Source organism: Pseudodonghicola flavimaris (assembly GCF_030164425.1).
Classification (GTDB): domain Bacteria; phylum Pseudomonadota; class Alphaproteobacteria; order Rhodobacterales; family Rhodobacteraceae; genus Pseudodonghicola; species Pseudodonghicola flavimaris.
Genome location: NZ_JASNJD010000026.1, coordinates 1 through 25,267, shown reverse-complemented (window position 1 = coordinate 25,267; position 25,267 = coordinate 1). Strand labels below are relative to the sequence as shown.

Here is a 25,267-nt window from a genome sequence, read left to right as displayed (position 1 = left end):
TGCGGCTGTGGTCCTGCGGTTCCGCCCTGCACAGAAAGAAAAAGCCCCGCCGGAAGGCGGGGCTTTGCTGTTTCAGGCTCTGGCGGTCGCTTACGACTTGGCCAGGTTGCGCAGCACGTAGTGCAGAACGCCACCGTGTTCGATGTACTCGATTTCGATGGCGGTATCGATCCGGCACTTCAGCTGGATCGTCTTCTCGGTGCCGTCGGCATAGGTGATGGTGCAGGGCACTTCCTGCAGCGGCTGGATGGTGTCCAGGCCGGAGATCGACACGGTCTCATCCCCCGTCAGGCCCAGCGTCTTGCGGGTCTCGCCGCCGGTGAACTCGAACGGGATGACGCCCATGCCCACCAGGTTCGAGCGGTGGATACGCTCGAAGCTCTCGGCGATGACCGCCTTGACGCCCAGCAGCGCGGTGCCTTTGGCTGCCCAGTCGCGCGAGGAGCCGGCGCCATACTGTTCGCCGCCGAAGACCACCAGCGGGGTGCCGGCGGCCTGATAGGCCATCGACGCCTCGTAGACGCTGGTCTGCTCGCCATCGGGGCCTTTGGTATAGCCGCCTTCGACGCCGTCCAGCATCTCGTTCTTGATGCGGATGTTGGCGAAGGTGCCGCGCATCATGATCTCGTGGTTGCCGCGACGCGAGCCGTAGGAGTTGAACTCCCGCGGTTGCACCTGACGCTCCAGCAGATACTGGCCGGCGGGGGTGGTGGTGGCGAAGGAGCCGGCGGGGGAGATGTGGTCGGTGGTGACCATATCGCCCAGGATCAGCAGTTCCTTGGCGCCTTCGATGTTGGTGATCTTGCCCGGCTCCATGCCCATGCCCTGGAAGTAGGGCGGGTTCTGGATGTAGGTCGATTGCGACGGCCAGTCGTAGGTTTCGGCCTCGGTGGTCTCGACTGCCTGCCACTTCTCGTCGCCTTTGAAGACATCGGCGTATTTCGCCTGGAAGGCTTCGCGGGTGACGACTTTCTCGACCAGCTCGGCGATCTCCTGGTTGGAGGGCCAGATGTCTTTCAGGAAGACGTCGTTGCCGTCCTTGTCCTGGCCGATCGGCTCGGAGGTCAGGTCGATGTTCATGTCACCGGCCAGCGCATAGACCACCACCAGCGGCGGCGAGGCCAGGTAGTTGGCGCGCACGTCGGGGCTGATCCGGCCTTCGAAGTTCCGGTTGCCCGACAGTACCGCGGTGGCGATCAGGTCGTTGTCGTTGATCGCCTTGGAGATCTCGGGCTGCAGCGGGCCGGAGTTGCCGATGCAAGTGGTACAGCCGTAGCCGACCAGGTTGAAGCCGACGGCGTCGAGGTCTTCCTGCAGGCCGGCGGCCTCCAGATACTCGGTCACCACCTGCGAGCCGGGGGCCAGCGAGGTCTTGACCCAGGGTTTGCGGTTCATCCCCAGCGCGCGCGCCTTGCGGGCAACCAGACCTGCGCCGATCAGCACATAGGGGTTGGAGGTGTTGGTGCAGGAGGTGATCGAGGCGATCACGACCGACCCGTCCTTCAGCTGATAGTCTTCACCTTCGACCGCGGCGGTCTTGTGGATGTCGACGGCCTTGGTTGCCACCGGACCCTCATCGGCCATGTCCTTGGCGTCGGAGGAGATGTCGATGCCACGGTAGTCGGCCACGACCTTGGTGAAGGCGCTGGCGGCGGTGGTCAGCGGCAGGTAGTCCTGCGGACGCTTCGGACCGGAGATCGCCGGCACGATGGTGCCCATGTCGAGTTCCAGCGTCGAGGTGTAGACCGGCGCGTAATCCGCGGTCCGCCAGAAGCCGTTTTCCTTGGCGTAGGCTTCGACCAGGGCGATGGTTTCCTCGTCGCGGCCGGTCTGGTTCAGATAGCGCAGGGTTTCGGCGTCGATCGGGAAGAAGCCGCAGGTGGCGCCATATTCCGGGGCCATGTTGGCGATGGTGGCGCGCTGTGCCAGCGGCAGGTTGTCGAGGCCGGGGCCGTAGAATTCGACGAATTTGCCGACCACGCCGTGTTTGCGCAGCATTTCGACGACCTTCAGCACCAGGTCGGTGCCGGTGGTGCCTTCGACCATCTCACCGGTCAGTTTGAAGCCGACGACTTCGGGGATCAGCATCGAGATCGGCTGACCCAGCATCGCGGCCTCGGCTTCGATACCGCCGACGCCCCAGCCCAGAACGGCGGCGCCGTTGACCATGGTGGTGTGGCTGTCGGTGCCGACCAGCGTGTCGGGGTAGGCGACCAGTTCACCGGCCTGATCGGTGTCGGTCCAGACGGTCTTGGCCAGATACTCCAGGTTCACCTGGTGGCAGATGCCGGTGCCCGGCGGCACCACCCGGAAGTTGTTGAAGGCGCCCTGGCCCCATTTCAGGAACTGGTAGCGTTCCATGTTCCGCTCGTATTCGCGGTCCACGTTCATCTGGAAGGCGCGCGGATTGCCGAATTCGTCGATCATGACCGAGTGGTCGATGACCAGGTCGACCGGGTTCAGCGGGTTGATCTTCTGGGCGTCGCCCCCCAGCGCCTTGATGCCGTCGCGCATGGCGGCGAGGTCGACCACGGCGGGAACGCCGGTGAAGTCCTGCATCAGCACGCGGGCCGGACGATAGGCGATCTCACGCGGATTCTGACCGCCTTTTTCCGCCCATTCGGCAAAGGCCTTGATGTCGTCCACGGAGACGGTCTTGCCGTCCTCGAAGCGGAGCATGTTCTCCAGCACCACCTTGAGAGCGGCCGGGAGCTTGGAAAAATCGCCCAGGCCTGCTTCGGTGGCCGCGGGGATCGAATAGTAGGAGATGGATTTACCGTTCACGCTGAGCGTTTTGCGTGTCTTGGCTGTATCCTGTCCAACGGTGATAGGCATATCTGGCCTCCCTCAGAGAGTCGTGGATAACGGGAATTCGCTGGCCGCGTTCTGCAACAGCACGAGGCGTCATTCAATAGTGTTCATCGTTGCTGCGGCGATTTTGTATACCATTGCACACAAAAAAGCGGAAGATCCCCGGCAGACCGGCAGCGAACCGCTCACCGGGGCGGCTGACTGCGCTAGGGGACGGGGCAGAGCAGGCTTCGGCCGGTCGCCGTCGCCACGCTGATCGCGTGTCTCTCAAGAAACATTGATTGGTTCTTGCGGCAAGCGGGCTCTACATTCTAACACGTCGCTCAGGGGGAAATGCCACACCGATGAAACCGATTGCCGCGAGTTTGACCGCCTTATGGATGCTGGCCGCTGCACCGCTCTGCGCGCAGCAGGCCGCCTCGGCCGCAGCGCCGGCGGCCGATCCGGTGCCCGGCCCGGTGGTGGTGGAGCTGTTCACCTCGCAGGGCTGTTCCTCCTGTCCGCCGGCCGACCGGCTGCTGCGTGAACTGACCGACCGCGAGGATGTGCTGCCGCTGGCGCTGCATGTCGATTACTGGGATTACATCGGCTGGAAGGACGTCTTTGCCGCGCCCGGGTTCACCCATCGGCAGAAGGCCTATGCCCGGGCGGCGGGGCGCAAGATGATCTATACGCCGCAGATGATCGTGATGGGGCAGGAGGATGTGGTCGGCGCTCATGCGATGGAGCTGGCCGAACTGATCATGTCGCATATGCGCCGCCCGGTTTCGGTCATGATCGGGGCGGAGACGCGCGGCGGCGTGCTGCATGTGTCGCTGCAACCGCTCGGCCCGGTGCAGGGGCCCCTCGACGTGCAGCTGGTGCGCTACACGCCGCTGGAGCATGTGCAGATCGCCCGGGGCGAGAATGCCGGGCGCGATCTGGATTATGCCAATGTCGTCACCGATTGGGATGTTCTGGGCGAATGGGATGGCACCTCAGAGGCGCAATTCCAGGCCGATCTGAAGGGCGACAGCCCGGCGGCCGTGCTGGTTCAGCGGTCCGGGTTCGGGCCGATCGTGGGGGCTGCGCGGGTCCGGCGCGACTGAGCGCGGCGCGACTGTCCTTGCCGCCAGCTCCCAGCCGAGCTCAAACCTTCAACCTCAGGCCTCAGCCGGCGTCGCCGCCATCGTCCTGGTGCGGCATGTAGGGTTTCCAGCGCCGGTGGATCCAGAACCACTGATCCATATGGGACCGCACCATCTTCTCCAGATCCGCGTTGATGTCCTTGGTCATGGTGATCGGATCGCTATGGGCGATCGGCTCGTGCATGATGATCTCGAAATCCAGCCCGTTGGGGCGGCGCACCGCATAGACCGGGATCATCGCGGCGTTGTATTTCAGCGCCAGCTCCGCCGGAACGACAGAGGTGACGGCCGGCTCTCCGAAGAAATCGAGCGACTCGCCGCCATGGGTATGCAGGTCGCCGACGATGGCGATGATGCCGCCGTCCTTCAGATAGCGCACCATCTGCATCATGCCGCGGCGGCCCTGTTCGAAGATCGGCTGCCCGACCGAGCCCAGCATATGCACGTAGTGTTCGTTGAAATAGGGGTTGGCCATGCGCCGGTAGAGCGCCCCCATGTTGTGGCCGCGGCCGATCAGATTGGCGCGCGCCGCGTCGTAATTGCCGAAATGCCCGGTGATCAGGATCACCGGTCGGTTGTCGCGGCGGGCCTCTTCCAGCGCCAGCAGGCCGGGGCCCTTGACCGGGGCGCGGCGGGCGCGTTCGGCGAAGGCGGCGCCGGAATAGAGCTCGATCACCGCGCGGCCGGCATTATCGGGCACCGCCCGGCACAGCCGCGCCACTTCCGCCTCGGGCAGGTCGGGAACGACCAGGGCAAGATTGTCGCGCACCCGCTTGGCCCAGCCGGTGATCGGCGCCAGCCGGCTGACCACCCAGCCCATCGCCGGGATGCGCCAGCGATAGGGGATCAGCATCACGGTCCCGATGATCCCGCGCAACAGCAGGTTGGTGGCGTAGTATTTGGCGCGCTCACCACGCGACAGGGTAGAGGGATCGGCGGGCATTTGGCTCAGGCAGTGGGGTCAGTCAGATCAGCTGCGATAGGTCTCGCGGTGCCACACATAGAGCCCGGCCCCCGCGATCACAAGCGTTCCGACGATGGTCCAGACGTCGGGATATTCCCCGAAAACCGTCATCCCCCAGAAACTGGCGAAAATCAGCCCGCTGTAGGCATAGGGCGCCAGCATTGCCGCCTCGCCGCTGGAAAAGGCGCGGATCAGCAGCATCTGCCCCAGGGTGCCGCCCAGGCTGAGCCCGAGGATCAGCAGCCAGGCGATCAGATCGGGGCGCTGCCAGTAGAAAGGCACCACAAGGCTGAAGACCACGGTGCCGACCACCCCGGTATAGAAGAGCGAGGTCCAGGGATCCTCGCCCGGGCCGAGCCGTCGAGTCAGCAGCGCATAGGCCGAGTAGCAGCAGGCCGCCAGCAAGGGCAGCGCCGCGGCCGCGGAGAAGATGCCGCTGCCGGGGCGGATCACGATCAGCGCCCCCACCATGGCCGCCGCGATGCCGGCGATCCGACGCGGCCCCAGCTTCTCGCCCAGAAACAGCGCCGCCCCCAGCGTGATCAGCACCGGGCTGGTGTTCATCAGCGGCGCCGCGGCGTTCAGCGGCAAGAGCGTCAGGCCGGTGAAGAAGAAGATCGTGGTCCCCATCAGCATGAAGGACCGCAGGATCTGCTGCACCGGATGGCGGGTGCGCGCCACGATATGCAGCCGTGGGGCCACCAGCAGCACGACAAAGAGCATCTGCCCGGCATAGCGGGCCCAGAGCCCGGCGGGCACGCCGATCCGTGGCGCCAGCGACTTGGCGAAGACATCCATCATCGAAAAGCACAGTGTGGCGCCGATCATCAGCAAGATGGCGCGGTTTCGCGATGCGGTCGCGGCTTCCGTGCTCATCGACGGAATTCCCGCCGGGGCGCCGTGTGGGCGACCCGCGCGTGTTGCGGGCGGGACGGTAGGGGCGCGCGATCACGTCGGCGCATGGGGGGATGGGCAGCTGTCATGGGATGTCCGCTATGCCGGATTGCGGCCTGTGTCCATCGGCGACCTGCGCTGCGCCCTCCGGCGACGCGTGTGAGGGCGCCCGCGTTCCGGCCGGGCAGTGGGGGATGCTCAATAACTGAACGTCATCCCGGTGCGGATCGCCTCGCGAAGCGCGGTTTCCGGCCAGCTGCCGGCGCCGCCGCGCGCGGTGATCTCGCGCCACTGGGCGATGGCGGCATCGGTGTCGCCGGCCTCCACCAGCCCCTGACCCAGATAGGAGCGCGCCAGCAGGTTGTCGGGGTTCCGGGCGATCGCCTCGTCATAGAACATCTGCGCCAGCGTCAGATGGCCCAGCTTGCGGTGGGTGAAGCCCCAGTAGGTCAGCACCCGGTCGTCGCGCGGATCGGGCATCGCCCGCAGCACGCTCTGCGCATCCTCGTAGCGGCCGGCATAGGCCAGTTCGCGCACCGCGCCGTAGAGGGTCTCCGGATCCAGCGCGGAATGTTTCGGATCGACGCAGGTTTCGGTCTTCGGGTCCCAGACCTGTGCACCGGTGCAGGTCTTGGTCGTCGCAGTCGGTTTCGGCGGCGTGGTGCTGCTGCCGCCCATCCCGGCGGCGATGGCCGCAGCGGGCAGCAGGGAGCTCAGGGCGAGGGAGAGGAGGGGGCGGTACATGCGGCGGGCTCCGGAGGAAAAGAAAGCGACAACAGGACCATGGCGCTGCCCGAGGGGCGGACAGGCTGAGACGGGTGAGTGGCTGGCGCCGGCGACAGGAACCGCCCACCGCAGGCACCGGTCCATGCCATGTCGTGCGGCGTCAGCTGTTGATCTGGGCGACGCAGGCGCCCTGTGCGGCATCCCATGCGGTGCCAGGTGCGCAGGACTGCGCCTCGTGCCGGTCGGGGCACATGGCAAAGCCGAGGGCGGGAAGGAGCGAAAGCGCCAGGCCGGCGAGCGCGGTTCTGATCTTCATGTCGTACCTCCTGTCAGACTGATGATCTGATCAAGGGTAAACCAGGCGGCGCCCTGCGCAAAGAAAAACCGCGCCACCGGCGGGGGCCGGGGCGCGGTCTGACCGTTTCGTGACCGGCGTGGCTTATTCGCCGAAGACCCGCTTGAAGATCGTGTCGACGTGTTTGGTGTGATAATCCATGTCGAATTTCGCGTTGATCCCGTCGACGCCCAGGGCGGCAACGACATCCTTGTCCGCGAGCAGCTGTTCGCGGAAATCGACACGGTCTTCCCAGACCTTCAGCGCGTTGCGCTGCACCATGGAGTAGGCATCCTCCCGCGAGACGCCGGCCTGGGTCAACGCCAGCAGCACCCGCTGCGACATCACCAGACCCGGGAACTTGTTCATGTTCTCCAGCATGTTGTCGGGGAAGATCAGCATCTTTTCGACGACGCCGGCAAGCCGGTTCAGCGCGAAGTCCAGCGTCACGGTGGCGTCCGGGCCGATGCCGCGTTCGACCGAGCTGTGCGAGATGTCGCGTTCGTGCCAGAGCGCCACGTTCTCCATCGCCGGCACCACGGTCATCCGCACCAGGCGGGCCAGACCGGTGAGGTTCTCGGTCAGGACCGGGTTCTTCTTGTGCGGCATCGCCGAGGAGCCCTTCTGCCCCATGGAGAAGAATTCCGCGCCCTCCAGCACCTCGGTGCGCTGCATGTGGCGAATCTCGATGGCGATATTCTCGATCGACGAGGCGATGACGCCGAGGGTGGCGAAGAACATCGCGTGGCGGTCGCGCGGGATCACCTGGGTCGAGATCGGTTCGGGGCGCAGGCCCATCTTCTCGCAGACATGTTCCTCGACCGCCGGGTCGATATTGGCGAAGGTGCCGACCGCGCCGGAGATCGCGCCGGTGGCGATTTCCCATTTCGCTTTCTCGAGACGGTTCTTGTTGCGGTCCATTTCGGCGTAGAAGCGGGCGAAGGTCAGACCCATGGTGGTGGGTTCGGCGTGAATGCCGTGCGAGCGGCCGACGCGGACGGTGTACTTGTGCTCCAGCGCGCGGGTTTTCAACGCGGCCAGCACCTTGTCCAGATCGGCCAGCAGGATATCTGCGGCGCGCACCAGCTGCACGTTCAGCGTGGTGTCGAGCACGTCGGAGGAGGTCATGCCCTGATGGACGAAGCGGGCTTCTTCGCTGCCCACGTGTTCGGCCAGATGGGTCAGAAAGGCGATGACGTCATGTTTGGTGACGGCTTCGATCTCGTCGATGCGGGCGACGTCGAAGTCCACGTCCTTGGCCTTCCACACCGCTTCGGCGTTTTCCTTCGGGATCACCCCGAGCGCGGCCTGCGCGTCGCAGGCGTGCGCTTCGATCTCATACCAGATCTTGAACTTGGTCTCGGGCGACCAGATGGCGACCATCTCGGGGCGGGCGTAACGGGGGATCATGGGCGGCGGGACCTTTTGTCAGATGGGTTTCCTGCGGGCAATGCTGCGCCGCCTCTTACCCCCCCCGGCGGGCGGCGACAAGCGGGCAGGCCGCGCGGGGGGCGCTGCCCCGTCTCCTGCGGAGACTCCCCCGGGATATTTAGGGCCAGAAAAAGGGGGCGTGAGCGGCGCAGGGCCAAACGGTCCAGTGGAGGGTTTTCAGCCGCGACCGGGAGGAGCCCCGGCGAGGCGCTTGGAATGACGCGCAGGCGACGGGAGCGTCCCCTGCCGCGGCGGGTCAGCTTTCCTCCGGCACCAGTTCGGTGTGGACCTCGGCGCCATGGCTCAGGGTCCGGTGCACCGGGCATTTGTCCGCAATCTCCAGCAGCTTGACACGCTGGTCGGCGTCGAGATCGCCGCAGAGCCGGACCGCGCGGGTGAAACGGTCGATCTTGCCGGGGCTGCCGCTGCCGGCGTCCTGGGCATGGACCTTGGCGTGGGAGATATCGACGCTGACACCGTCGAGTGGCCAGTTCTTGCGCCGGGCGTACATCCGGATCGTCATCGAGGTGCAGGCGCCGAGCCCGGCGGACACCAGCCCGTAGGGCGACAGCCCCTGATTGCTGCCGCCGACCGAGACCGGCTCGTCGGCAAGCAGATGGTGGTCGGGGCCCGACTGCACGTCCTGCAGAAAACCCGCCGGATCGGCCTCCGTCACCCGGACAATGCCTTCGGGGGCGGTATGGGGCGCGGCGGGGGCCTCCAGCGCCAGATAGCGCCGGGCCCAGGCGGCGATCACCTCGGCGGCGTATTCGGCATCCTCGGGGCGACTGATCATGTGATCGGCGGTGTCGAGGGTGACGAAGCTCTTTGGATGTTTCTTGGCCAGAAACAGCCGGGCGGCATTGTCGATGCCGACCACATCGTCGAGCGGCGCGTGCATGATCAGCAGTGCCGCTTTCATCCGGTGGAGCGCGGCGTCGAGCTTGCTGGCTTCGATATCCTCGACAAAGCTTCGGGTGATGCTGAAGCTTCGCCCGTCAAGTGTAACCTGAGCCACGCCTTTTTCTCGAATTTCCGGCATGGCGTCGCGGATCAGATGGGTGATGTGCTCCGGATCGTGGGGCGCGCCCAGCGTTACCACCGCCTTGATCGAGGGCAGATCCGGGGCGCTGCGGATCGCCGCCGCCCCGCCCAGCGAATGGCCGATCAGCAGCCCCGGGGCCATGCCGCGCGCGGTGAGATAGTCGACCGCGGCGCGGAGGTCCGCGACGTTGGAGCTGAAGCCGGTATTGCCGAACTCCCCCTCGGAATGGCCAAGCCCGGTAAAGTCGAACCGCAGCACCGCGATGCCCATCGCCGCCAGTCGCGCGGCAATCCGCCGGGCGGCGGGAATGTCCTTGGAACAGGTAAAGCAATGCGCGAAAACGGCGGTGGCCAGATGCGGGCCCTCGGGCAGGTCGAGCCGCGCTGCGAGCTCGGCGCCGTCATGGCCGGGGAAGGTGATGCGTTCGGTGGGCATGAACAGTCCTTTCTGCGGTCCGTGTCTTAGGCTGGGCACTTGAGAGAGGGTTATCAACCCCCGGGCAGAAAAGGAAAAGGCGGCATGGCGATATTGCGCAGACTGGGGGCGGTTCTGGTTCTGGCCGGGGCGCTGGCGGTGGCGGCGGGATATGGTGGCGCGCTGCATCCGGCGCTGGATGCGGTGGCGGTGTTCCGGGTGCCGCTGGCGCTGGCGACGGCGCTGGTGGCGCTGGCGCTGTGGCGTCGGCCGCGCGCTGCGGTCTGGGCCGTGGTGGCGCTGATGACGCTGGCGGCGGGGCCACGGCTGTGGGCGCTGTGGGGGCCGTTGCCGGCGCAGGCGGCACCGGATTTCAGCCTCTATCAAAAGAACCTGATGTTCAGCCTGGCCGACCGGGCGCCGGTGATCGCCGATATCCGGGCGCGGCGCGCCGACGTGGTGACCCTGCAGGAGGTGTCGCGCCCCAATCAGGCGGTGCTGGAGGCGCTGCGAGAGGTGTATCCGTCGCAGAATTACTGCGATTACCGCAGCAATGGCGGGCCGGCGGTGCTGTCGCGCTGGCCGATGGTGCCGGGCAGTGCCACCTGCGGACCGGGGTTGGCGGCGATCCAGATCGAGACGCCGCAGGGCCGGCTCTGGGCGGTGTCGATCCACCTGCGCTGGCCCTGGCCGTTCGAGCAGCCCGATCAGCTGGCGTTGCTGGAACCGGTGCTGCGCGATCTCGACGGGCCGAAGGTTATCGGAGGCGATTTCAACAACACCGCCTGGTCGCAGGCCATCGCGCGGGTGTCGGCGGCCAGTGGCACGGCCCGTGTCGGCCGCGAGGCGGTGACCTTCTCGCTGCCCTTCGGCGGGCTGGGAGTGGGGATCGATCATGTGCTGTCGACCGCCGCCCGCGGGCAGATCACCGTGCTGGATCGCCTTGGTTCTGATCACCGCGGCCTTTTGGCGCAGCTCGCGATCTAGGCTTCGGAGCGCCGGCAGAAGATTTTCGCGGTGCCGGCGCCCTGCGCCTGCTATGGCAGGAGCATGACCGTGATTCTGCAAAAATCCCTTCCCTACGATGTGTCGCAACATCGCCGCCTGCCGGGCATCCAGCCTCTGAAGATGGAGGACTGGCTGCTGCGGGACGAGGCATTTGCCGGCCAGATGGCCTATCGCGACCGGCTGCTGGCGGAGAAGCGCGACAAGGTGCTGGCGCTGGACGCGGCTGCGCGCCCGGCGGCGCTGGAGCTGTTGGACATGGTGCTGGCGGCGGCCTATCCCGACGCTGGCGCTGGCGACCGGGTGACCCGGCCGGACGGGATTGAGGTTCGCCTCGACCGCGACGATCCGCTGGCCACGCTGGGCCGGCTGGTGCAGGAGGATTTCTGCATCCTGGAAAAGCCCGAGGGGGCAGGCGAGCATGTGCTGACCGGTGCGGTCCTGTGTTTCCCGGCGAGCTGGACGCTGGCGGAGAAATTCATGCATCCGCTGCTGCGCATCCACCGCACCGTGGCGCCCTATGACGACAACGTCGGCGCCCGGGTGCAGCGGCTGTTCGACGGGGTGCAGGTGGGCCGGCCGCTGTGGCGGTTCAACCAGATCTGGTACATGGATGCCGATCTGCATGCGCCGCGGCTGGAGGCGGACAAACGCTGGCTGAAGGGGCCTGAACCCTATTTCCGTAGCGAACGGCAGACCATGGTGCGGCTGCCCGAGACCCGGGCCGTTGCCTTTGGCATCCACACCTACGTTCTGGAGGCCGCCGATGTGCCCGACGCGGTGGAACGGCCCGGCGGCGCGGCCGTGGCGGCGATCTGAGGTCCTGAGCGGAGGCGGCGGGCCGCGGCCGGCTCAACCGTCGATCCGTGCCGCCATGATGGCGATGGCCTGCTGATAGACGCCGGCGGCGTTCCATTGCCGGATCACCTCGAAATTCGGTTCTCCCGGCTGATAGCCACGGCCGGGGGTCCAGCCCTTCTGTCGCAGGAAATTGGCGGTGGAGGCCATGGAGTCGGAAAGGTCGAAGAAATCGATCCGGCCATCGCCATTGCCGTCGACCCCATAGGCCAGCGCGTTGCCCGGCAGGAACTGGGTATGGCCCAGCTCTCCATGTCGGGCGCCGAGGGTGGTGGAGCTGAGCGCGCCGCGGTCCACCAGCTGCAGGGCGGCGAGGGCATGCGGGGTGAAGAACTCCGAACGGCGGCAATCATAGGCCAGGGTGGTGATGGCGGAGACCACAGGGCTGTCGCCCATGAAGCTGCCGAAACCGGTTTCCATGCCGTGAAGCGCGATCAGAATACCGGCGGGCACGCCATAGACCCGTTCCAATGCGGCGTAGAACTCGGGATAGCGGGCCTTGCGCTTGCGCCCCTGCGCCACGATGGTGGCTGCGCCACGGACCTGCATGAATTTCTCCAGACTGTAGCGAAAGCTTTTCTGGTTGCGGTCGGCGGCGATGGTGCGGGTGGCATAGCGGGCCTCGGCCAGCGCCTGCAGTCCGCGCGACCCGACACCGGCGCGGCGGGCCTCGACGGCGAAATCGCGTTTCCAGGCGGCAAATCCGGCGCCGGTATTGCCGCATTGCGCCGCCGCCAGCGGTAGTGCCGGCAGCAGCGCCAGCAGGACAGAGGGCAGCAGGTGGGGGCATCGGCGCATGTTCGGGGCCTTCTTTCGGGGACATCGCCCCGAGCTTGCCCGCGCCGGTGGCCGCTGGCAATCGACAATGCCCGCCGCCGCGCGCGCCTGGTGTCGCGGCGGCGGCAGGCAGGCCCGGCGGTTCAGCGCGGCAGGCGGCTTTCGGCCAGTTTCACCCAGTAGGAGACGCCGAAGGGGATCGCCGCGTCGTCGAAGTCATAGGCAGGGTGATGCAGCGTGGCGCTGTCGCCGTTGCCGATGGCGATGAAGGCACCGGGGCGGGCCTCCAGCATGAAGGAGAAATCCTCGCCCCCCATCACCGGCGGCAGTTCGGTGATCACCGCCGCCTCGCCCGAGATGGTCCGGGCGGCGGCGATGGCGTGATCGGTCTCTGCCGCGTGGTTGCTGGTCACCGGGTACATCCGGTCGTAATCGACCACGGCAGAGCCGCCATTGGCCGCGGCGATGCCGTCGCAGATCTGGCGGATCCGGGTCTCGGCCAGATCGCGGGTCTCCGGCCTCAGGGTTCGCACGGTGCCGCGCATCACCGCCACCTCGGGGATGATGTTGTGGGCGGTGCCGGCGCTGAGCTCGCCGATGGTGACGACGACGGAATCGAGCGGGTCGACATTGCGCGAGGCGATGGTCTGCAGCGCGCCGATGATCTGGCCGCCGATGACCACCGGATCGATGCAGCGCTGCGGCGTGGCGGCATGGCCGCCCAGCCCGGTGATGGTGATCTCGAACTGATCGGCAGAGGCCATCATCGGCCCCTTGCGGATGGCGAAGGTCCCCACCGGCAGGCCGGGGTAATTGTGCATGCCATAGACCTCGGCGATGTCGAACCGCTCCATCAGCCCGTCGTCGACCATGACCTTGCCGCCGCCGCCGCCTTCCTCCGCCGGCTGGAAGATCAGCGCCACGCGGCCGGCGAAGTTGCGGGTTTCGGCCAGATATTTGGCCGCCCCCAGCAGCATCGCGGTATGGCCGTCATGACCGCAGGCATGCATCTTGCCCGGCACTTGCGAGGCATAGGGCTTGCCGGTCTGTTCCTCGATCGGCAGCGCGTCCATATCGGCACGCAGGCCGATGGTGGGGCCGCTGCCGCTGCCGTTGACGATCCCGACCACACCAGTGCGGCCGAGACCGGTGACGATTTCGTCGACACCGAATTCCTTCAGTTTGTCGGCGACCAGCGCGGCGGTGGTCTCGACGTCGAAAAGCAGCTCCGGCGTCATGTGAATCTGCTGTCGCCAGCCGGCGATCTCATCCTGCAGTTCGGCGGCGCGGTTCAATACGGGCATGGTCTGTCACCTGTCCTTTGGAAAGCATTGGAGAGCATGGGGCCGGAGGTCAGTCCAGCGCCTCATGCGCGCGGGGCGGTTTCATCGGCAGCAGGGCGATCAGCCCGACCAGGTTGGCGATGATCAGGAACCAGGCCAGCGACAGCGGGTTGCCGGTCGCGGTCACCAGCCAGGAGGAGAAGACCGCCGCCGTGCTGCCGAACACCGTGGTTGCCGCGGCATAGCTGATCGACAGCGCCGCGGCGCGGACCTTGCGCGGGAAACACTCGGGCAGCAGTACCAGCCCGGGCGCGGCGCTGATCGCCTGCAAGGTCGACAGGGTGCCGACGACCAGCAGCAGCGCCGTCAGCGTCTTCTGCTCGACCACATAGGCCAGCGCCGGATAGATCAGCGCCAGAAGCAGCAGCCGCGGCCAGATCACCAGGGCGCGGCGGCCGAAGCGGTCGGACAGCGCGCCGCCCAGCAGCGATCCGAAGAAGGTGACGACCCCGGCGATCAGCGCTGCCAGAACCGCGGTGGCCATCGGCATCTGCAGCGACTGGATTGCATAGGTCACCATATAGGTATTCAGAACATAGGTGGTGATGGTGGCGCCACTGACGGTCAGCATGCTGAAGATCATCAGCTTGCCATGACCGCGGAACAGGCTGGCCAGAACCCCGCCCATGCTGACGTGTTCGCCGACCTCGATGGTTTCGTCCATGTGGCGACGGATATACATGCCCACCGGCGCGATCAGCATGCCCAGCACGAAGGGTACCCGCCAGCCCCAGCTCTGCATCGCCTCGGGCGAGAGCGAGACGGTCAGCACTGCGCCGATGGCGGCGCCGGTGGCGATGGCAAGCCCCTGGCTGGCCAGCTGCCAGCTGCCCATCAGGCCGCGTTTGCCGTGCGGCGCGCTTTCGATCAGGAAGGAGGTCGCGGCGCCCATCTCGCCACCGGCGGAAAAGCCCTGCAGCAGGCGGGCGCCGACCAGCAGCACCGGCGCGGCCAGGCCGATCTGCGCATAGGAGGGGGTCAGCGCCATCACCGCGGTTCCCACTGCCATGAAGCTGATGGTCATGGTCAGCGCTGCCTTGCGCCCGGCCCGGTCGGCATAGGCGCCGATCATCACGCTGCCCAAAGGCCGCGCCAGAAAGCCGACGCCGAAGGTCGCCAGCGACAGCAGGATCTGGATATTGGGGTCGTCGGCGGGAAAGAATTCCTTGCCGATGGTGACGGCGAAGATCGAATAGACCACGAAATCGAAGAACTCGAGCCAGTTGCCCACCACGGTGCCGACCACGGCCTTGCGCGGCACCTTCTTCTGGATGGCCGGAGCGGCCTGGGTTGTGAAATCATCCGGCTCCGACACCGACGCATTGCTGTTCACGCTGAGAACCCCGCTTTTTCATGGATTTTCAGGGACTATCGTGCAAGAGAAAGCGAAACAAAAGTGAATGATAGTTCCGCTAAAATAACCATTTGGTTATTGTTCTGAGGTGGAGGAAGTCATGGCATCGAAACTGGAAACCCGTATCAAGTTCAGGCATTTGCGCGCCGTTCTTGCGGTGCATGCCCACGGCAGCGTTGCCGCCGCCGCGCGCGAGCTGTGCGTATCGCCGCCAGCGGTGTCCAAAAGCCTGGCGGAGGCCAGCGATATCCTCGGGGCAGAGCTCTTTCGTCGCAACGGCCGCCATCCGGTGACCACCGAGGCGGGTGAACTGCTGGTGCGCTACGGCCGTCAGGTGCTGGCCGATCTCGGCGATCTCGAAGCCGAGCTGACGCTGCTGGCACAGGGCAGCACCGGGTCGGTGACCATCGGCACCTCGACCCATCAGGCCAAGAGCTTCATCGCCGAGGCCTCTGAGCGGCTGAAGCTGGAACAGCCGCGCATCCTGATCCGCATGCAGGATCTGGAGCCGCTGGATATCCTGCCGCAACTGCGCGACGGGCGCATCGAACTGGCCTTCGGCGATTTCCATCACGTCGCCCGGGTCGGCGATGTCGACGGGCTGAAGCTGTTCGACTCCGAAACCGTTCTGGTCACTAGCCGCGATCACCCGGCGCTGGCGCTGTCCGATCCGGACTGGGCGGCGCTGACCGGCTATGCCTGGGCGCTGCCGCCCCACAGTCACATGATGCGCACCGCCTTCGAGGCGCTCTGGGCCAGCGAACAGGTGCCGGCGCCGACCAATGTGTTCGAGAGCAGCTCGTTGCTGTCGATCCCGCTGACCTTCGACAAGATGCAGCTGATCGGACCGGCCCCGCGTGAGCTGGCGGAAGAATGGCGGCGGATGGGGCTGGTCGGTATCCTTCCCCAGCCGGTGTGGCTGGGGATGAACCCGCAGGGGCTCCTTTGGTCGCGCGATCTGCCGCAGTCGCCAGCGGTCAGGGCCTATCTGTCGATCTGCCGGCGGATGCTGGCAGAGGACAGGGCGCGGGAGACCGCCGCGCCCTGATCCCGGTCCACGCCGTCTCAGCGCGGCGTCAGGTGAATGCCCGCCAGCGTGCAGCGCACCGATCCGCCGGCGCGCTCGATGGTCGGGATATCCAGCGCCACCGGCGTCGCCGTTTCGGAAATCGCGGCGATCTGATCGGGGCGCAGCGCCGCCAGCGCGGTGGCGGAGAGGGCGAGGATCCGCCCGTCGCGCCCCTGCAGTTCCAGCGCATTGCCGGCAAAACGGTGGATTTGCGCCGGGCTGAGGGCGATCACCCGCCGGCCCGACCGCTCCAGCCGCGCCACCACATCCTGCCGGCGTGCCGCGTCGCTCAGCATGTCGAGCCCGATCATCGCGAATTCGGTGCCGATGCACATCAGCACATTGGTGTGATAGATCGCGGCCCCGCTGGCGTCGTGCGCGTCGAAGACCATCGGCTCGAAGCCGAACTGGGTGGCGAAGCGCTCCAGCGCCACCGGGTCGGTCCGGTCCGATCGCACCGCATAGGCCACCCGGTCGATATGATCGAGCACCATCGCCCCGGTGCCTTCGAGATAGAGCCCATCCGGCTCCAGCCCGGAATAATCCACCACCTGCTGCACCCGATAGGACCGCTTCAGCATCTCGATCACATCGGCGCGCCGTTCGCGGCGCCGGTTTTCCGCCTTCATCGGGTAGATCGCCACATGGCCGCCGGCATGGGTGGAAAACCAGTTGTTGGGAAAGACCGCGTCCGGCGTGTCGCGGGTCTCGTCCTCGAACAGATGCACGGTGATCCCCAGCCCCCGCAGCGCCTCTGCCGCGCGGCTGATTTCGGCGTGGGCGGCTGCGGCCAGATCGCTGCGCGGTGGCGCCATGAGCTGGAACCGGTTGTCGATCGCGGTCTGGGTGTTGACGGTGAAATGATGCGGTCGGACCATGACCACCGCCGCCGGGGCCTGGACCGAATAGGCGGGCATGCGGATGGCACCCATCACAGGGCTGCCCGTTGCAGCATGCCGAACAGGTCCCGGGCATCGTCGGGATCGGCGATCAGGTCGATCTCCTGATAGAAATCGCTGCCCTCCACCTGGTCGCGCACATAGCGCAGGGCGGAGAAATCCTCGATCGCGAAACCGACGCTGTCGAACAGCGTGATCTGCCGGTCGTCGCGCCGCCCTGGGGCCTCGCCGCGGATCACCTGCCACAGTTCGGTCACCGGGTGATCCTCGTCCAGCTGCTGGATCTCGCCCTCGATGCGTGTCTGCGGCGGGTATTCCACGAAGATGTCCGACCGCAGCAGAATATCGCGATGCAGCTCGGTCTTGCCGGGGCAATCGCCGCCGATGGCGTTGATGTGTACGCCGGCGCCGACCATGTTGTCGGTCAGGATGGTGGCGAATTGCTTGTCGGCGGTGCAGGTGGTAAGGATCTCCGCCCCCTCGAGCGCCGCTTCGGCACTGCGGCAGGAGGTGACCCGCAGCCCCCGCCCGGCCAGGTTCCGCGCCACCTTGGCCGTCGCCGCCGGGTCGATGTCATAGAGGCGCACGGCGTCGATCCCCAGCACCGCCTTCATCGCCAGCGCCTGGAACTCCGCCTGGGCGCCATTGCCGATCATCGCCATGGTGCGGGCGTCCTTCGGTGCCAGATGCCGCGCCGCCATCGCCGAGGTCGCGGCCGTCCGCAGCGCGGTCAGCAGCGTCATCTCGGTCAGCAATAGCGGATAGCCGGTCGACACCTCGGCCAGCAGCCCGAAGGCGGTGACCGTTTGCAGCCCCTCGGCCATGTTCTTGGGGTGACCGTTGACATATTTGAAGCCGTAGAGCGTCCCGTCGGAGGTCGGCATCAGCTCGATCACCCCTTCGCGCGAATGGGCGGCGATGCGCGGCGTCTTGTCGAACATCTGCCAGCGGCGGAAGTCGGCCTCGATGGCATCGGTCAGCGCCCGCAGCAGCGGCTCAAGGCCGATATGATGCACCAGCCGCATCATGTCGGCGACGCTGACGAAGGGGACAAGGGCTTTTTCAGAGGGGGAGTTGGGCATGAGTCTCTCGGGTGTTGAACCTGTGAGACAGAGTATGAAGCGCCGCGATTTTGACGGATATATCAAACCTGCATTGTTTTTGTCAGTATTTCTGGCGATATTGATAGTCATATTGTGCAATATGATCAGGCATGCTGGATGCAAGACGCCAAATATATCCCCGATGAACTTGACCGCCGGATCATCGCGCACCTGCGCCACGACGGCCGCGCCTCGCTGTCGAAACTCGCCGATGCGCTGGGGGTGGCGCGCGGCACCGTACAAAGCCGGCTTGATCGGCTGATCCAGACGGGAACGCTTCTGGGGTTCACCGTCCGTGTGCGCGAGGATTACGACGACCGCAGCATCAACGCGGTGATGATGATCGAGGTGGTTGGCAAATCTACCACCCAGGTGATCCGCCAGCTGCGCGGCCTGCCGGAGATACGGCGGCTGCACACCACCAATGGCAACTGGGATCTGGTCGCCAACATCCGCGCCGCCAGCCTGTCGGATTTCGACCGGGTGCTGCGCGAGGTGCGGATGATCGACGGCATCTCGAACAGCGAAACCAGCCTGCTGCTCAGCAGCGTGTGATCCGGCTTCGGTCTTTTTCTGGCGACAAATGTCCCGGGGGTGCGGGGGCTGGCCCCTTTGGCGCTCCGGTTTCGCCGGGCGCGCCACGGCACAGGTTGTTCCGAGGGCCGGGCAGGGCGGTGCCTTCCGCGATCCCGGAGCCGCCCGAACCTTCTGAAGCAATCGGCGCCACGAAAAAGGGCGCCCCGTGGGGCGCCCTTCCTGCGGTCTCCGTCGCGGGGACGGATCAGCAGCTGTAGTACATGCCGTATTCGACCGGGTGCGGGGTGTGCTCGTAGGTTTCCACCTCTTCCATCTTGAGCGCGATATAGCCCTCGATCTGGTCTTTGGTGAAAACGTCGCCCTGCAGCAGGAAGTCATGGTCTGCGGCCAGGCATTCCAGTGCCTCACGCAGCGAACCGCAGACGGTCGGGATGCCGGCCAGTTCTTCGGCGGGCAGATCGTACAGGTTCTTGTCCATGGCTTCGCCCGGATCGATCTTGTTCTTGATGCCGTCGAGGCCGGCCATCAGCAGGGCTGCGAAAGCCAGGTAGGGGTTCGACGAGGGATCGGGGAAGCGGGCTTCCACGCGTTTCGCCTTCGGGCTTTCGGTCCACGGAATACGGACGCAGCCAGAGCGGTTGCGGGCCGAATAGGCGCGCAGAACCGGAGCTTCGAACCCGGGGATCAGACGCTTGTAGGAGTTGGTCGACGGGTTGGTGAAGGCGTTCAGGGTCTTGGCGTGCTTCAGGATGCCGCCGATGAACCACAGGGCCTCATCCGACAGATCGGCATATTTGTCGCCGGCGAACAGCGGCTTGCCGTCTTTCCAGATCGACATGTTGACGTGCATGCCGGTGCCGTTGTCGCCATAGATCGGCTTCGGCATGAAGGTCGCCGATTTGCCATAGGCGTGGGCCACGTTGTGGATCACGTATTTGTATTTCTGCAGCTCGTCGGCCTGTTTGGTCAGGGTGTCGAAGATCAGACCCAGCTCATGCTGACAGGAAGCCACCTCGTGGTGGTGCTTGTCGACCTTCATGCCCAGACGCTTCATGGTCGAGAGCATTTCAGACCGCAGGTCCTGGGCTTCGTCCACCGGGTTGACCGGGAAGTAGCCGCCCTTGACGCCGGGACGGTGACCCATGTTGCCGACTTCGTAATCGGTGTCGGTGTTCCAGGCCGCGTCGGTGGCGTCGACTTCGTAGGACACCTTGTTCATGGTGTTCGAGTATTTGACGTCGTCGAACAGGAAGAACTCGGCTTCCGGGCCCATGTAGGCCGCGTCACCGATGCCGGAGGCTTTCAGGTAGGCTTCGGCCTTCTGCGCGGTGCCGCGCGGGTCGCGCTCATAGGCTTCGCCGGTGTCGGGCTCGACCACCGAGCAATGGATGCAGAGCGTCTTTTCCGCGTAGAACGGATCGATATAGGCGCTGTCGGTGTCGGGCATCAGCTTCATGTCGGAAGCTTCGATCGATTTCCAGCCGGCGATCGAAGAGCCATCGAACATGAAGCCCTCGTCAAGGAAGTCCTCGTCGACCTGATCCGCCATCACGGTGACGTGCTGCAACTTGCCGCGCGGGTCCGTGAAACGGATATCGACGTACGCGACATCCTCCTCCTTCATCAGCTGGAGAACTGCATCCTTGCTCATTCTGCAATGTCCTTTTCTGTAGGGTCGTTCTGAGATGTGGGTTACAGCGCGTCCGAGCCGGATTCACCGGTCCGGATGCGGATCGCTTGCTCGACGGTGCTGACAAAGATCTTGCCGTCGCCGATCTTGTCCGTCTTGGCGGCTGCGATGATGGCATCGACGGCGGCGTCGACCTGATCGTCGTCCAGGACGACCTCGATCTTCACTTTGGGCAGGAAGTCCACCACATATTCCGCGCCGCGATAGAGCTCGGTATGGCCCTTCTGGCGGCCGAAGCCTTTGACTTCGATCACACTCAGGCCTTGGACGCCGACGTCCTGGAGAGCCTCCTTCACCTCGTCCAGTTTGAACGGCTTGATGATCGCTTCGATCTTTTTCATCGACGAACTCCTCGCAACCTTGTCTCGCCGGGTCAGATCACTTCTAACTGACAGCCACAATCCGATACGCCGCCGGGGTCAAGCCCGGACAGAGCGAAAACCGGGGCGAGATTAAAGTTTAGGCTGAACGGCTAAATAATGGGCGATATTGAATCGCTGAAAGGTTCATCATGACGGAATTGCTGAGCGCGGCGCAGATGCGGGCGGTGGAGGCGGCAGAGATCGCTTCGGGCAGGGTGAGCGGAGAGGTCCTGATGGAGCGCGCGGGCGGTGGCGTGGTCGATGCGATGCTGCACCGCTGGCCGGATCTGGCAGGCGGTACGCCGCGCGCGGTGGTGCTGGCGGGGCCGGGCAACAACGGCGGCGACGGTTTCGTGATCGCGCGGCTGCTGAAGGCGCGCGGCTGGCAGGTCACCGTCTATCTCTTCGGCGATGCGGAGCGGTTGCCGCCCGACGCCCGGTTGAACTGCACCCGCTGGCAGGCCGAGGGTCCGCTGGAGCCGCTCACCGGGTTTTCCGCGGCGGCGCTGGCCGCGGCGGAGGGGCAGGGCCGACCGGTGGTGATCGACGCGCTCTTCGGCACCGGGCTGTCGCGACCGGTCGCCGGGGCGCTGGCGGAGCTTCTGCAACCGCTCACCGACATGCCGGAGCCGCCCCGCATCGTCGCGGTGGATATCCCCAGCGGCATCTGTTCGGACAGCGGCCGGGTGTTGGGCAGGGCGATTGCCGCCGATCTGACCGTCAGCTTTCACGTCGCCAAGCTCGGCCATTATCTGGACGCCGGGCCGGATTATGCCGGCCAGCTGGTGATCGCGCCGATCGGGCTGCCGACGGCACCGGGGGGCGGCGCCGACCGGGTCGATCTGGTCGGCACTGGCGCGGCGGGGCGAGTTGAACTCGCTGCCTGCGACAAGGGGCGCCGGCAGGGCTGGGCCAAGGGGCAGCACAAATTTGCCCATGGTCATGCCCTGGTGATGAGCGGTGGGGCGGGGCGGACGGGGGCAGCGCGCCTTGCCGCACGGGCGGCGCTGCGCACGGGGGCCGGGCTGGTGACGCTGGGGGTGCCGCCGGCCGCGATGGAGGAGGTTGCGGCGCAGATCACCGCGCTGATGATGACCGAAATCCCGGATGGCGCCGCCCTGACCCGGGTGCTTGAGGACCGGCGGCTGAATGCGCTCTGCCTCGGGCCGGGGCTGGGGGTGAAGCCGCGTGCCCGCGCGCTGGTGGAGGCGGCGCTGGCGGCGGGGCGGGCGACGGTGCTCGATGCCGATGCGCTGACGCTGTTCCGAACCGCACCGGAGGAGCTGTTCGAGCAGCTGCACAGCGCCTGCGTGCTGACCCCGCATGACGGCGAATTCGCCCGTATCTTTCCCGATCTCGCCCAGCGGTTGCGCGAGCCGGCGCAACGCGGGCCGGCGTTTTCGCGGCTGGACGCGGCGCGCGCCGCGGCCCGGCGGGCCGGCTGCGTGGTGCTGCTGAAGGGGCCCGACACGGTGATCGCCGCACCGGAGGGGCGGGCCGGTATCCATGGCGCGCTCTATTCCCGGCGGGTGCCCTGGCTGGCGACGGCCGGCGCCGGCGATGTGCTGGCTGGCATCGTGACCGGGCTTCTGGCCCGTGGTCTCCCCCCCTTCGGGGCGGCCCGGGCCGGTGCCTGGCTGCATGCGGAGGCGGCGCGGTGCTTCGGTCCCGGCCTGATCGCCGAGGATCTGCCCGAGGCGCTGCCCGCGGTGTTCCGGGCGCTGGCGGAGGCGGGCGCTGGCGGCTGAGTGGCGCGCGCTGGAGGGGCGAAACCGACCCGCCGCGGCGCCGCTTCCCGACCTCTTCACCGCGCCGCAGGGATGTGGTTTTTTCCTCGCATCGCCTGACAAGCTTTGCTAAGAGGCGCAGCACGCGCGGCCCGGGCCGCCGAGTGCGGGTGTGGCGGAATTGGTAGACGCACCAGATTTAGGTTCTGGCGCCGCAAGGCGTGGGGGTTCAAGTCCCTTCACCCGCACCACGTTGATTTCAAATGATAAAGTTTCGAATTCCCTCGCTTGGCTTCGCGTTCCGCGCGGTGTTTTGGCACTTCATTTGGCACTTTCACGTTTCGTTTTCGTTCCCTTCCCGAGCGGTCTGAGCCCTTTTCGAGCCTGCTTTTCGGTTCGCCTGCGCCCGGTACTTCTGGACCATCGCGAGGGTCTTGTGTCCGGTAACTGAACTGCGCCTTGAACCGCGCCGGGTCTGTCGGAGGCTTTAACTCGCAAGTACAGTGAAGCCAGGATGAGCAAGACCACGAACAAGTTTTCCCTTGAGGTCCGGAACCGCGCCGTGAGGCTGGTGCTGGAGAACGAGAGCCAGCATGGCTCCCGCTGGCAAGCCGTCATGTCGATCTCCGCCAAGATCGGCTGCTCGGCACACACGCTGAACCAGTGGGTCAAGAAGGCGGAAGTCGACAGCGGCAAGCGGACAGGCATTCCCGCCGACGTCGCCGACCGGCTGAAAGCGCTGGAGCGCGAGAACCGCGAGCTGCGCCTGGCCAACGAGATCCTGCGCAAGGCATCCGCTTATTTTGCGATGGCGGAGCTCGACCGCCCACTGAAACGATGATCGCCTTCATCGATGCCCATCGCGGCACGCACAGGGGCGAGCCGATCTGCAGGGTCCTGCCGATCGCCCATCCACTTATTTCAATCATCTGGCCAAGTGCTCCGATCCGTCCCGGCGGTCAGGTCGCGCCCCTCGCGACCATGCCCTCCGTTCCGAGATCCGGCGGGTCTTCGAGGAGAACTGGCGTGTCTACGGCGTCCGGAAAATCTGGCGGCAGCTCCGCAGGGAAGGTATCTTTGTCGCGCGCTGCACCGTGGCGCGCCTGATGAAAGAGATGGGCATTCAGAGAGTTATCCGCGGCAAGCCATGCCGGACGACGATCCCCGACAAGAAAGCGCCGTGCCCCTTGGACGGGGTGAACCGGCAGTTCCGGGCGTCTGCTCGGAACATGCTCTGGGTGAGCGACTTCACCTATGTGGCGACCTGGAAGGGGTTCGCCTACGTGGCTTTCGTGATCGATGCCTATGCTCGGAAGATCGTCGGATGGCGTGTGAGCACGACCGCGCTTGCCGGGTTCGTCCTCGATGCCCTGGAACAGGCTGTCCATGACCGTTGGCCGGCAAAGGGAATGGGGCTGGTCCATCACAGCGACTGCGGCTCCCGGTACCTGTCCATCAAGTACACGGAGCGGCTGGCGGAAGCGAGCATCGAACCCTCCGTCGGCAGCGTCGGCGACAGCAACGACAACGCCTTGGCGGAGACGATCAACGGTCTCTACAAGGCCGAGGTCATCCACCGTCGTGGTCCGTGGCGCAACTTCGAGGCTGTAGAATACGCGACGCTGGACTGGGTGGACTGGTTCAACAACCGCCGCCTGCTCGAGCCGATCGGAAGCATTCCGCCCGCGGAAGCCGAGGCGAATTTCTACGCAGCTCTGGAACCTGAGGACATGGCCGCGTAACTATCCCAAACCGGCCTCTGACAGACCTGGCGCGGTTCACATCCTGATTGCCCTTGTCGACGGTCTCAAGGGCTTCCCCGAGGCGATCCGCCGCCTTCCCGGACACCATGGTCCAGACCCGTATCGTGCATCTGGTGCGCCATTCTCTGAACTTCTGCTCTTGGAAGGACCGCAAGGTCGTGGCCGCCGATCTGCGCCGGATTTACAGCGCTCCGAGCGCCGATATGGCCGAGGCCGAACTCGATGCCTTCGAGGAAAAGTGGGCCGGGAAATTCGCCTCGATCGCCCCGGCCTGGCGCCGGGCGTGGCAGGAAGTGATCCCGTTCTTTGCTTTCGATCCCGCGATCCGGAAAATCATCTACACCACGAATGCCATAGAAAGCCTGAACCGCGTGATCCGGAAAACGATCAAGACGCGTGGCTCCTTCCCGACCGACGAGGCCGCGACCAAGCTGATCTATCTCGCCATCCGCAAATTTGAGAAGGATGGTCGCAATGTCAGAGACATGGTTTGCGGCCCGCAATCAGTTCGCCATATTGTTCAGCGAGCGCTTCGATGCTTGAGTATCTGAAACCGCATGGGCCAGGCCAGATACACAGTCTTCAGGACACTCCCCTTGAGCCTGCCGAACATGTTCTCGGTCCTGTTGCGCCTTTTGTAGCGGCGCTTGTCGTATTTCACGGTCTTCTTGCGCTGTTTCCGGCCCGGGATGCAGGCGTGTATCCCTTTGTCGTTCAATGCTTCTCGGAACCAATCGGCGTCATAGCCGCGATCCCCTAGCAGCCATTCGACATTCGGCAGGCTGCTTAACAAGGCCCATGCGCCGATGTCGTCACTGACCTGTCCCGCGGTCACGAACAGGCTCAGCGGACGGCCCTGGCTGTCGCAGATGGCGTGCAACTTGCTGTTCATGCCGCCCTTGGTTTGAATAGCCCCGTGTATCGTGGACGCCTTCATTGCTAATTTTGAGGCAAGGAGGCCATGATGAGCAGCACCAAGTTCAGCGACGATTTCAAGAGAGACGCCGTCGCGCAGATCACGGAGAGGGGCTACC

General features: G+C 65.7%; 21 protein-coding genes, 1 tRNA gene, 2 pseudogenes and 1 other annotated feature. Of the genes and pseudogenes, 9 read left to right on the top strand and 15 right to left on the bottom strand.

What is annotated here, in order from left to right; all coding sequences use genetic code 11:
- Window positions 1-90: 90 nt before the first annotated feature.
- A complete protein-coding gene (gene acnA, locus QO033_RS22680) occupies window positions 91-2,835 on the bottom strand; it encodes an aconitate hydratase AcnA (protein WP_284483144.1) in 2,745 nt (914 codons plus the stop codon).
- A 320-nt stretch (window positions 2,836-3,155) separates the two neighbouring features.
- Here acnA and QO033_RS22675 point away from each other — a divergent pair, with 320 nt between their 5' ends.
- Window positions 3,156-3,899: a DUF1223 domain-containing protein gene (locus QO033_RS22675; protein ID WP_284483143.1), complete on the top strand. Its 744-nt coding sequence runs from the start codon at window positions 3,156-3,158 to the stop codon at window positions 3,897-3,899.
- A 61-nt stretch (window positions 3,900-3,960) separates the two neighbouring features.
- On the opposite strand, the gene QO033_RS22670 is transcribed toward QO033_RS22675, so the two are convergent.
- The 6 genes from QO033_RS22670 to QO033_RS22645 form a co-directional block, all read right to left on the bottom strand.
- Window positions 3,961-4,881, bottom strand: coding sequence for a lysophospholipid acyltransferase family protein (locus QO033_RS22670; RefSeq protein WP_284483142.1), 921 nt, complete (start codon window positions 4,879-4,881; stop codon window positions 3,961-3,963).
- A 27-nt stretch (window positions 4,882-4,908) separates the two neighbouring features.
- Window positions 4,909-5,778: a DMT family transporter gene (locus QO033_RS22665; protein ID WP_284483141.1), complete on the bottom strand. Its 870-nt coding sequence runs from the start codon at window positions 5,776-5,778 to the stop codon at window positions 4,909-4,911.
- Between the two features lie 216 nt (window positions 5,779-5,994).
- The gene (locus tag QO033_RS22660; protein WP_284483140.1) at window positions 5,995-6,540 is read right to left on the bottom strand and encodes a tetratricopeptide repeat protein; all 546 of its coding nucleotides are present in this window, start codon (window positions 6,538-6,540) and stop codon (window positions 5,995-5,997) included.
- A gap of 142 nt (window positions 6,541-6,682) precedes the next feature.
- Window positions 6,683-6,838, bottom strand: a complete 156-nt coding sequence (locus tag QO033_RS22655; RefSeq protein WP_284483139.1) for a hypothetical protein — start codon at window positions 6,836-6,838, stop codon at window positions 6,683-6,685.
- Window positions 6,839-6,961: 123 nt separating this feature from the next.
- Window positions 6,962-8,266, bottom strand: coding sequence for an adenylosuccinate lyase (purB, locus tag QO033_RS22650; RefSeq protein ID WP_284483138.1), 1,305 nt, complete (start codon window positions 8,264-8,266; stop codon window positions 6,962-6,964).
- Between the two features lie 277 nt (window positions 8,267-8,543).
- Complete coding sequence (locus QO033_RS22645) at window positions 8,544-9,767, bottom strand: bifunctional alpha/beta hydrolase/OsmC family protein (RefSeq protein ID WP_284483137.1); 1,224 nt, start codon at window positions 9,765-9,767, stop codon at window positions 8,544-8,546.
- An 84-nt stretch (window positions 9,768-9,851) separates the two neighbouring features.
- On the opposite strand from QO033_RS22645, the gene QO033_RS22640 reads away from it, so the two are divergent.
- The gene (locus tag QO033_RS22640; protein ID WP_284483136.1) at window positions 9,852-10,733 is read left to right on the top strand and encodes an endonuclease/exonuclease/phosphatase family protein; all 882 of its coding nucleotides are present in this window, start codon (window positions 9,852-9,854) and stop codon (window positions 10,731-10,733) included.
- A 63-nt stretch (window positions 10,734-10,796) separates the two neighbouring features.
- Window positions 10,797-11,570, top strand: a complete 774-nt coding sequence (locus QO033_RS22635; protein ID WP_284483135.1) for a heme-dependent oxidative N-demethylase family protein — start codon at window positions 10,797-10,799, stop codon at window positions 11,568-11,570.
- Window positions 11,571-11,603: 33 nt separating this feature from the next.
- Here QO033_RS22635 and QO033_RS22630 read toward each other — a convergent pair whose 3' ends face one another.
- The 3 genes from QO033_RS22630 to QO033_RS22620 form a co-directional block, all read right to left on the bottom strand.
- Window positions 11,604-12,407, bottom strand: coding sequence for a lytic murein transglycosylase (locus QO033_RS22630; RefSeq protein ID WP_284483134.1), 804 nt, complete (start codon window positions 12,405-12,407; stop codon window positions 11,604-11,606).
- A 122-nt stretch (window positions 12,408-12,529) separates the two neighbouring features.
- Entirely contained in the window at window positions 12,530-13,690 is a 1,161-nt protein-coding gene (locus QO033_RS22625) for a M20 aminoacylase family protein (protein WP_284483133.1), read from the bottom strand.
- A gap of 49 nt (window positions 13,691-13,739) precedes the next feature.
- Window positions 13,740-15,062 carry an MFS transporter gene (locus QO033_RS22620; RefSeq protein WP_284483132.1) on the bottom strand — a complete coding sequence of 441 codons (1,323 nt, stop codon included), beginning with the start codon at window positions 15,060-15,062 and terminating at the stop codon, window positions 13,740-13,742.
- Window positions 15,063-15,183: 121 nt separating this feature from the next.
- On the opposite strand from QO033_RS22620, the gene QO033_RS22615 reads away from it, so the two are divergent.
- Window positions 15,184-16,131 (top strand): LysR family transcriptional regulator, encoded by a 948-nt coding sequence (locus QO033_RS22615; protein ID WP_284483131.1) that lies wholly within the window; start codon window positions 15,184-15,186, stop codon window positions 16,129-16,131.
- A gap of 17 nt (window positions 16,132-16,148) precedes the next feature.
- Here the strand turns inward: QO033_RS22615 and ctlX are convergent, their stop codons facing one another.
- Window positions 16,149-17,084, bottom strand: a complete 936-nt coding sequence (gene ctlX, locus QO033_RS22610) for a citrulline utilization hydrolase CtlX (protein WP_284483130.1) — start codon at window positions 17,082-17,084, stop codon at window positions 16,149-16,151.
- Window positions 17,084-18,133, bottom strand: coding sequence for an ornithine cyclodeaminase (locus QO033_RS22605; protein WP_284483129.1), 1,050 nt, complete (start codon window positions 18,131-18,133; stop codon window positions 17,084-17,086). The genes ctlX and QO033_RS22605 overlap by 1 nt, the downstream gene beginning before the upstream one ends.
- Window positions 18,134-18,271: 138 nt before the next feature.
- Between QO033_RS22605 and QO033_RS22600 the strand changes: the two genes are divergently transcribed.
- Window positions 18,272-18,709, top strand: a complete 438-nt coding sequence (locus tag QO033_RS22600) for an Lrp/AsnC family transcriptional regulator (RefSeq protein WP_284483128.1) — start codon at window positions 18,272-18,274, stop codon at window positions 18,707-18,709.
- Window positions 18,710-18,935: 226 nt separating this feature from the next.
- Here QO033_RS22600 and glnA read toward each other — a convergent pair whose 3' ends face one another.
- Together glnA and QO033_RS22590 are read right to left on the bottom strand one after the other, a co-directional pair.
- On the bottom strand, window positions 18,936-20,342 hold the full coding sequence (gene glnA / locus QO033_RS22595) for a type I glutamate--ammonia ligase (protein ID WP_284483127.1): 1,407 nt from the start codon (window positions 20,340-20,342) through the stop codon (window positions 18,936-18,938).
- Between the two features lie 41 nt (window positions 20,343-20,383).
- Window positions 20,384-20,722: a P-II family nitrogen regulator gene (locus QO033_RS22590; RefSeq protein ID WP_284483126.1), complete on the bottom strand. Its 339-nt coding sequence runs from the start codon at window positions 20,720-20,722 to the stop codon at window positions 20,384-20,386.
- A gap of 170 nt (window positions 20,723-20,892) precedes the next feature.
- On the opposite strand from QO033_RS22590, the gene QO033_RS22585 reads away from it, so the two are divergent.
- From QO033_RS22585 to QO033_RS22570, 4 genes and pseudogenes are all read left to right on the top strand, one after another.
- Window positions 20,893-22,491, top strand: coding sequence for an NAD(P)H-hydrate dehydratase (locus tag QO033_RS22585; RefSeq protein ID WP_284483125.1), 1,599 nt, complete (start codon window positions 20,893-20,895; stop codon window positions 22,489-22,491).
- Between the two features lie 145 nt (window positions 22,492-22,636).
- Window positions 22,637-22,721 (top strand) — tRNA-Leu (locus tag QO033_RS22580).
- A 263-nt stretch (window positions 22,722-22,984) separates the two neighbouring features.
- Window positions 22,985-24,212 (top strand): annotated as a pseudogene (locus QO033_RS22575) (IS3 family transposase).
- Window positions 23,266-23,382 (top strand) — a sequence feature (AL1L pseudoknot). Its footprint overlaps the pseudogene before it by 117 nt.
- Window positions 24,213-24,240: 28 nt before the next feature.
- A pseudogene (locus QO033_RS22570) lies at window positions 24,241-24,776 on the top strand (IS256 family transposase); the annotation flags it as partial.
- Here the strand turns inward: QO033_RS22570 and QO033_RS25335 are convergent.
- Window positions 24,754-25,267 (bottom strand): transposase (locus QO033_RS25335; RefSeq protein ID WP_407682146.1); only part of this gene is annotated, 514 nt, incomplete at its 5' end. The pseudogene QO033_RS22570 and the gene QO033_RS25335 sit on opposite strands and share 23 nt — an antisense overlap.

Excerpts from the sequence above, each read along its gene's own strand:
- QO033_RS22670 (WP_284483142.1), bottom strand. The coding sequence starts at position 4,881 with ATGCCCGCCGATCCCTCTACCCTGTCGCGTGGTGAGCGCGCCAAATAC.
- purB (WP_284483138.1), bottom strand. The coding sequence starts at position 8,266 with ATGATCCCCCGTTACGCCCGCCCCGAGATGGTCGCCATCTGGTCGCCC.
- QO033_RS22645 (WP_284483137.1), bottom strand. The coding sequence starts at position 9,767 with ATGCCCACCGAACGCATCACCTTCCCCGGCCATGACGGCGCCGAGCTC.
- glnA (WP_284483127.1), bottom strand. The coding sequence starts at position 20,342 with ATGAGCAAGGATGCAGTTCTCCAGCTGATGAAGGAGGAGGATGTCGCG.
- QO033_RS22665 (WP_284483141.1), bottom strand. The coding sequence starts at position 5,778 with ATGAGCACGGAAGCCGCGACCGCATCGCGAAACCGCGCCATCTTGCTG.
- QO033_RS22660 (WP_284483140.1), bottom strand. The coding sequence starts at position 6,540 with ATGTACCGCCCCCTCCTCTCCCTCGCCCTGAGCTCCCTGCTGCCCGCT.
- QO033_RS22675 (WP_284483143.1), top strand. The coding sequence starts at position 3,156 with ATGAAACCGATTGCCGCGAGTTTGACCGCCTTATGGATGCTGGCCGCT.
- QO033_RS22585 (WP_284483125.1), top strand. The coding sequence starts at position 20,893 with ATGACGGAATTGCTGAGCGCGGCGCAGATGCGGGCGGTGGAGGCGGCA.
- QO033_RS22590 (WP_284483126.1), bottom strand. The coding sequence starts at position 20,722 with ATGAAAAAGATCGAAGCGATCATCAAGCCGTTCAAACTGGACGAGGTG.
- QO033_RS22600 (WP_284483128.1), top strand. The coding sequence starts at position 18,272 with ATGCAAGACGCCAAATATATCCCCGATGAACTTGACCGCCGGATCATC.
- QO033_RS22605 (WP_284483129.1), bottom strand. The coding sequence starts at position 18,133 with ATGCCCAACTCCCCCTCTGAAAAAGCCCTTGTCCCCTTCGTCAGCGTC.
- QO033_RS22635 (WP_284483135.1), top strand. The coding sequence starts at position 10,797 with ATGACCGTGATTCTGCAAAAATCCCTTCCCTACGATGTGTCGCAACAT.
- QO033_RS22630 (WP_284483134.1), bottom strand. The coding sequence starts at position 12,407 with ATGCGCCGATGCCCCCACCTGCTGCCCTCTGTCCTGCTGGCGCTGCTG.
- acnA (WP_284483144.1), bottom strand. The coding sequence starts at position 2,835 with ATGCCTATCACCGTTGGACAGGATACAGCCAAGACACGCAAAACGCTC.
- QO033_RS22615 (WP_284483131.1), top strand. The coding sequence starts at position 15,184 with ATGGCATCGAAACTGGAAACCCGTATCAAGTTCAGGCATTTGCGCGCC.
- QO033_RS22625 (WP_284483133.1), bottom strand. The coding sequence starts at position 13,690 with ATGCCCGTATTGAACCGCGCCGCCGAACTGCAGGATGAGATCGCCGGC.
- QO033_RS22640 (WP_284483136.1), top strand. The coding sequence starts at position 9,852 with ATGGCGATATTGCGCAGACTGGGGGCGGTTCTGGTTCTGGCCGGGGCG.
- QO033_RS22655 (WP_284483139.1), bottom strand. The coding sequence starts at position 6,838 with ATGAAGATCAGAACCGCGCTCGCCGGCCTGGCGCTTTCGCTCCTTCCC.
- ctlX (WP_284483130.1), bottom strand. The coding sequence starts at position 17,084 with ATGGGTGCCATCCGCATGCCCGCCTATTCGGTCCAGGCCCCGGCGGCG.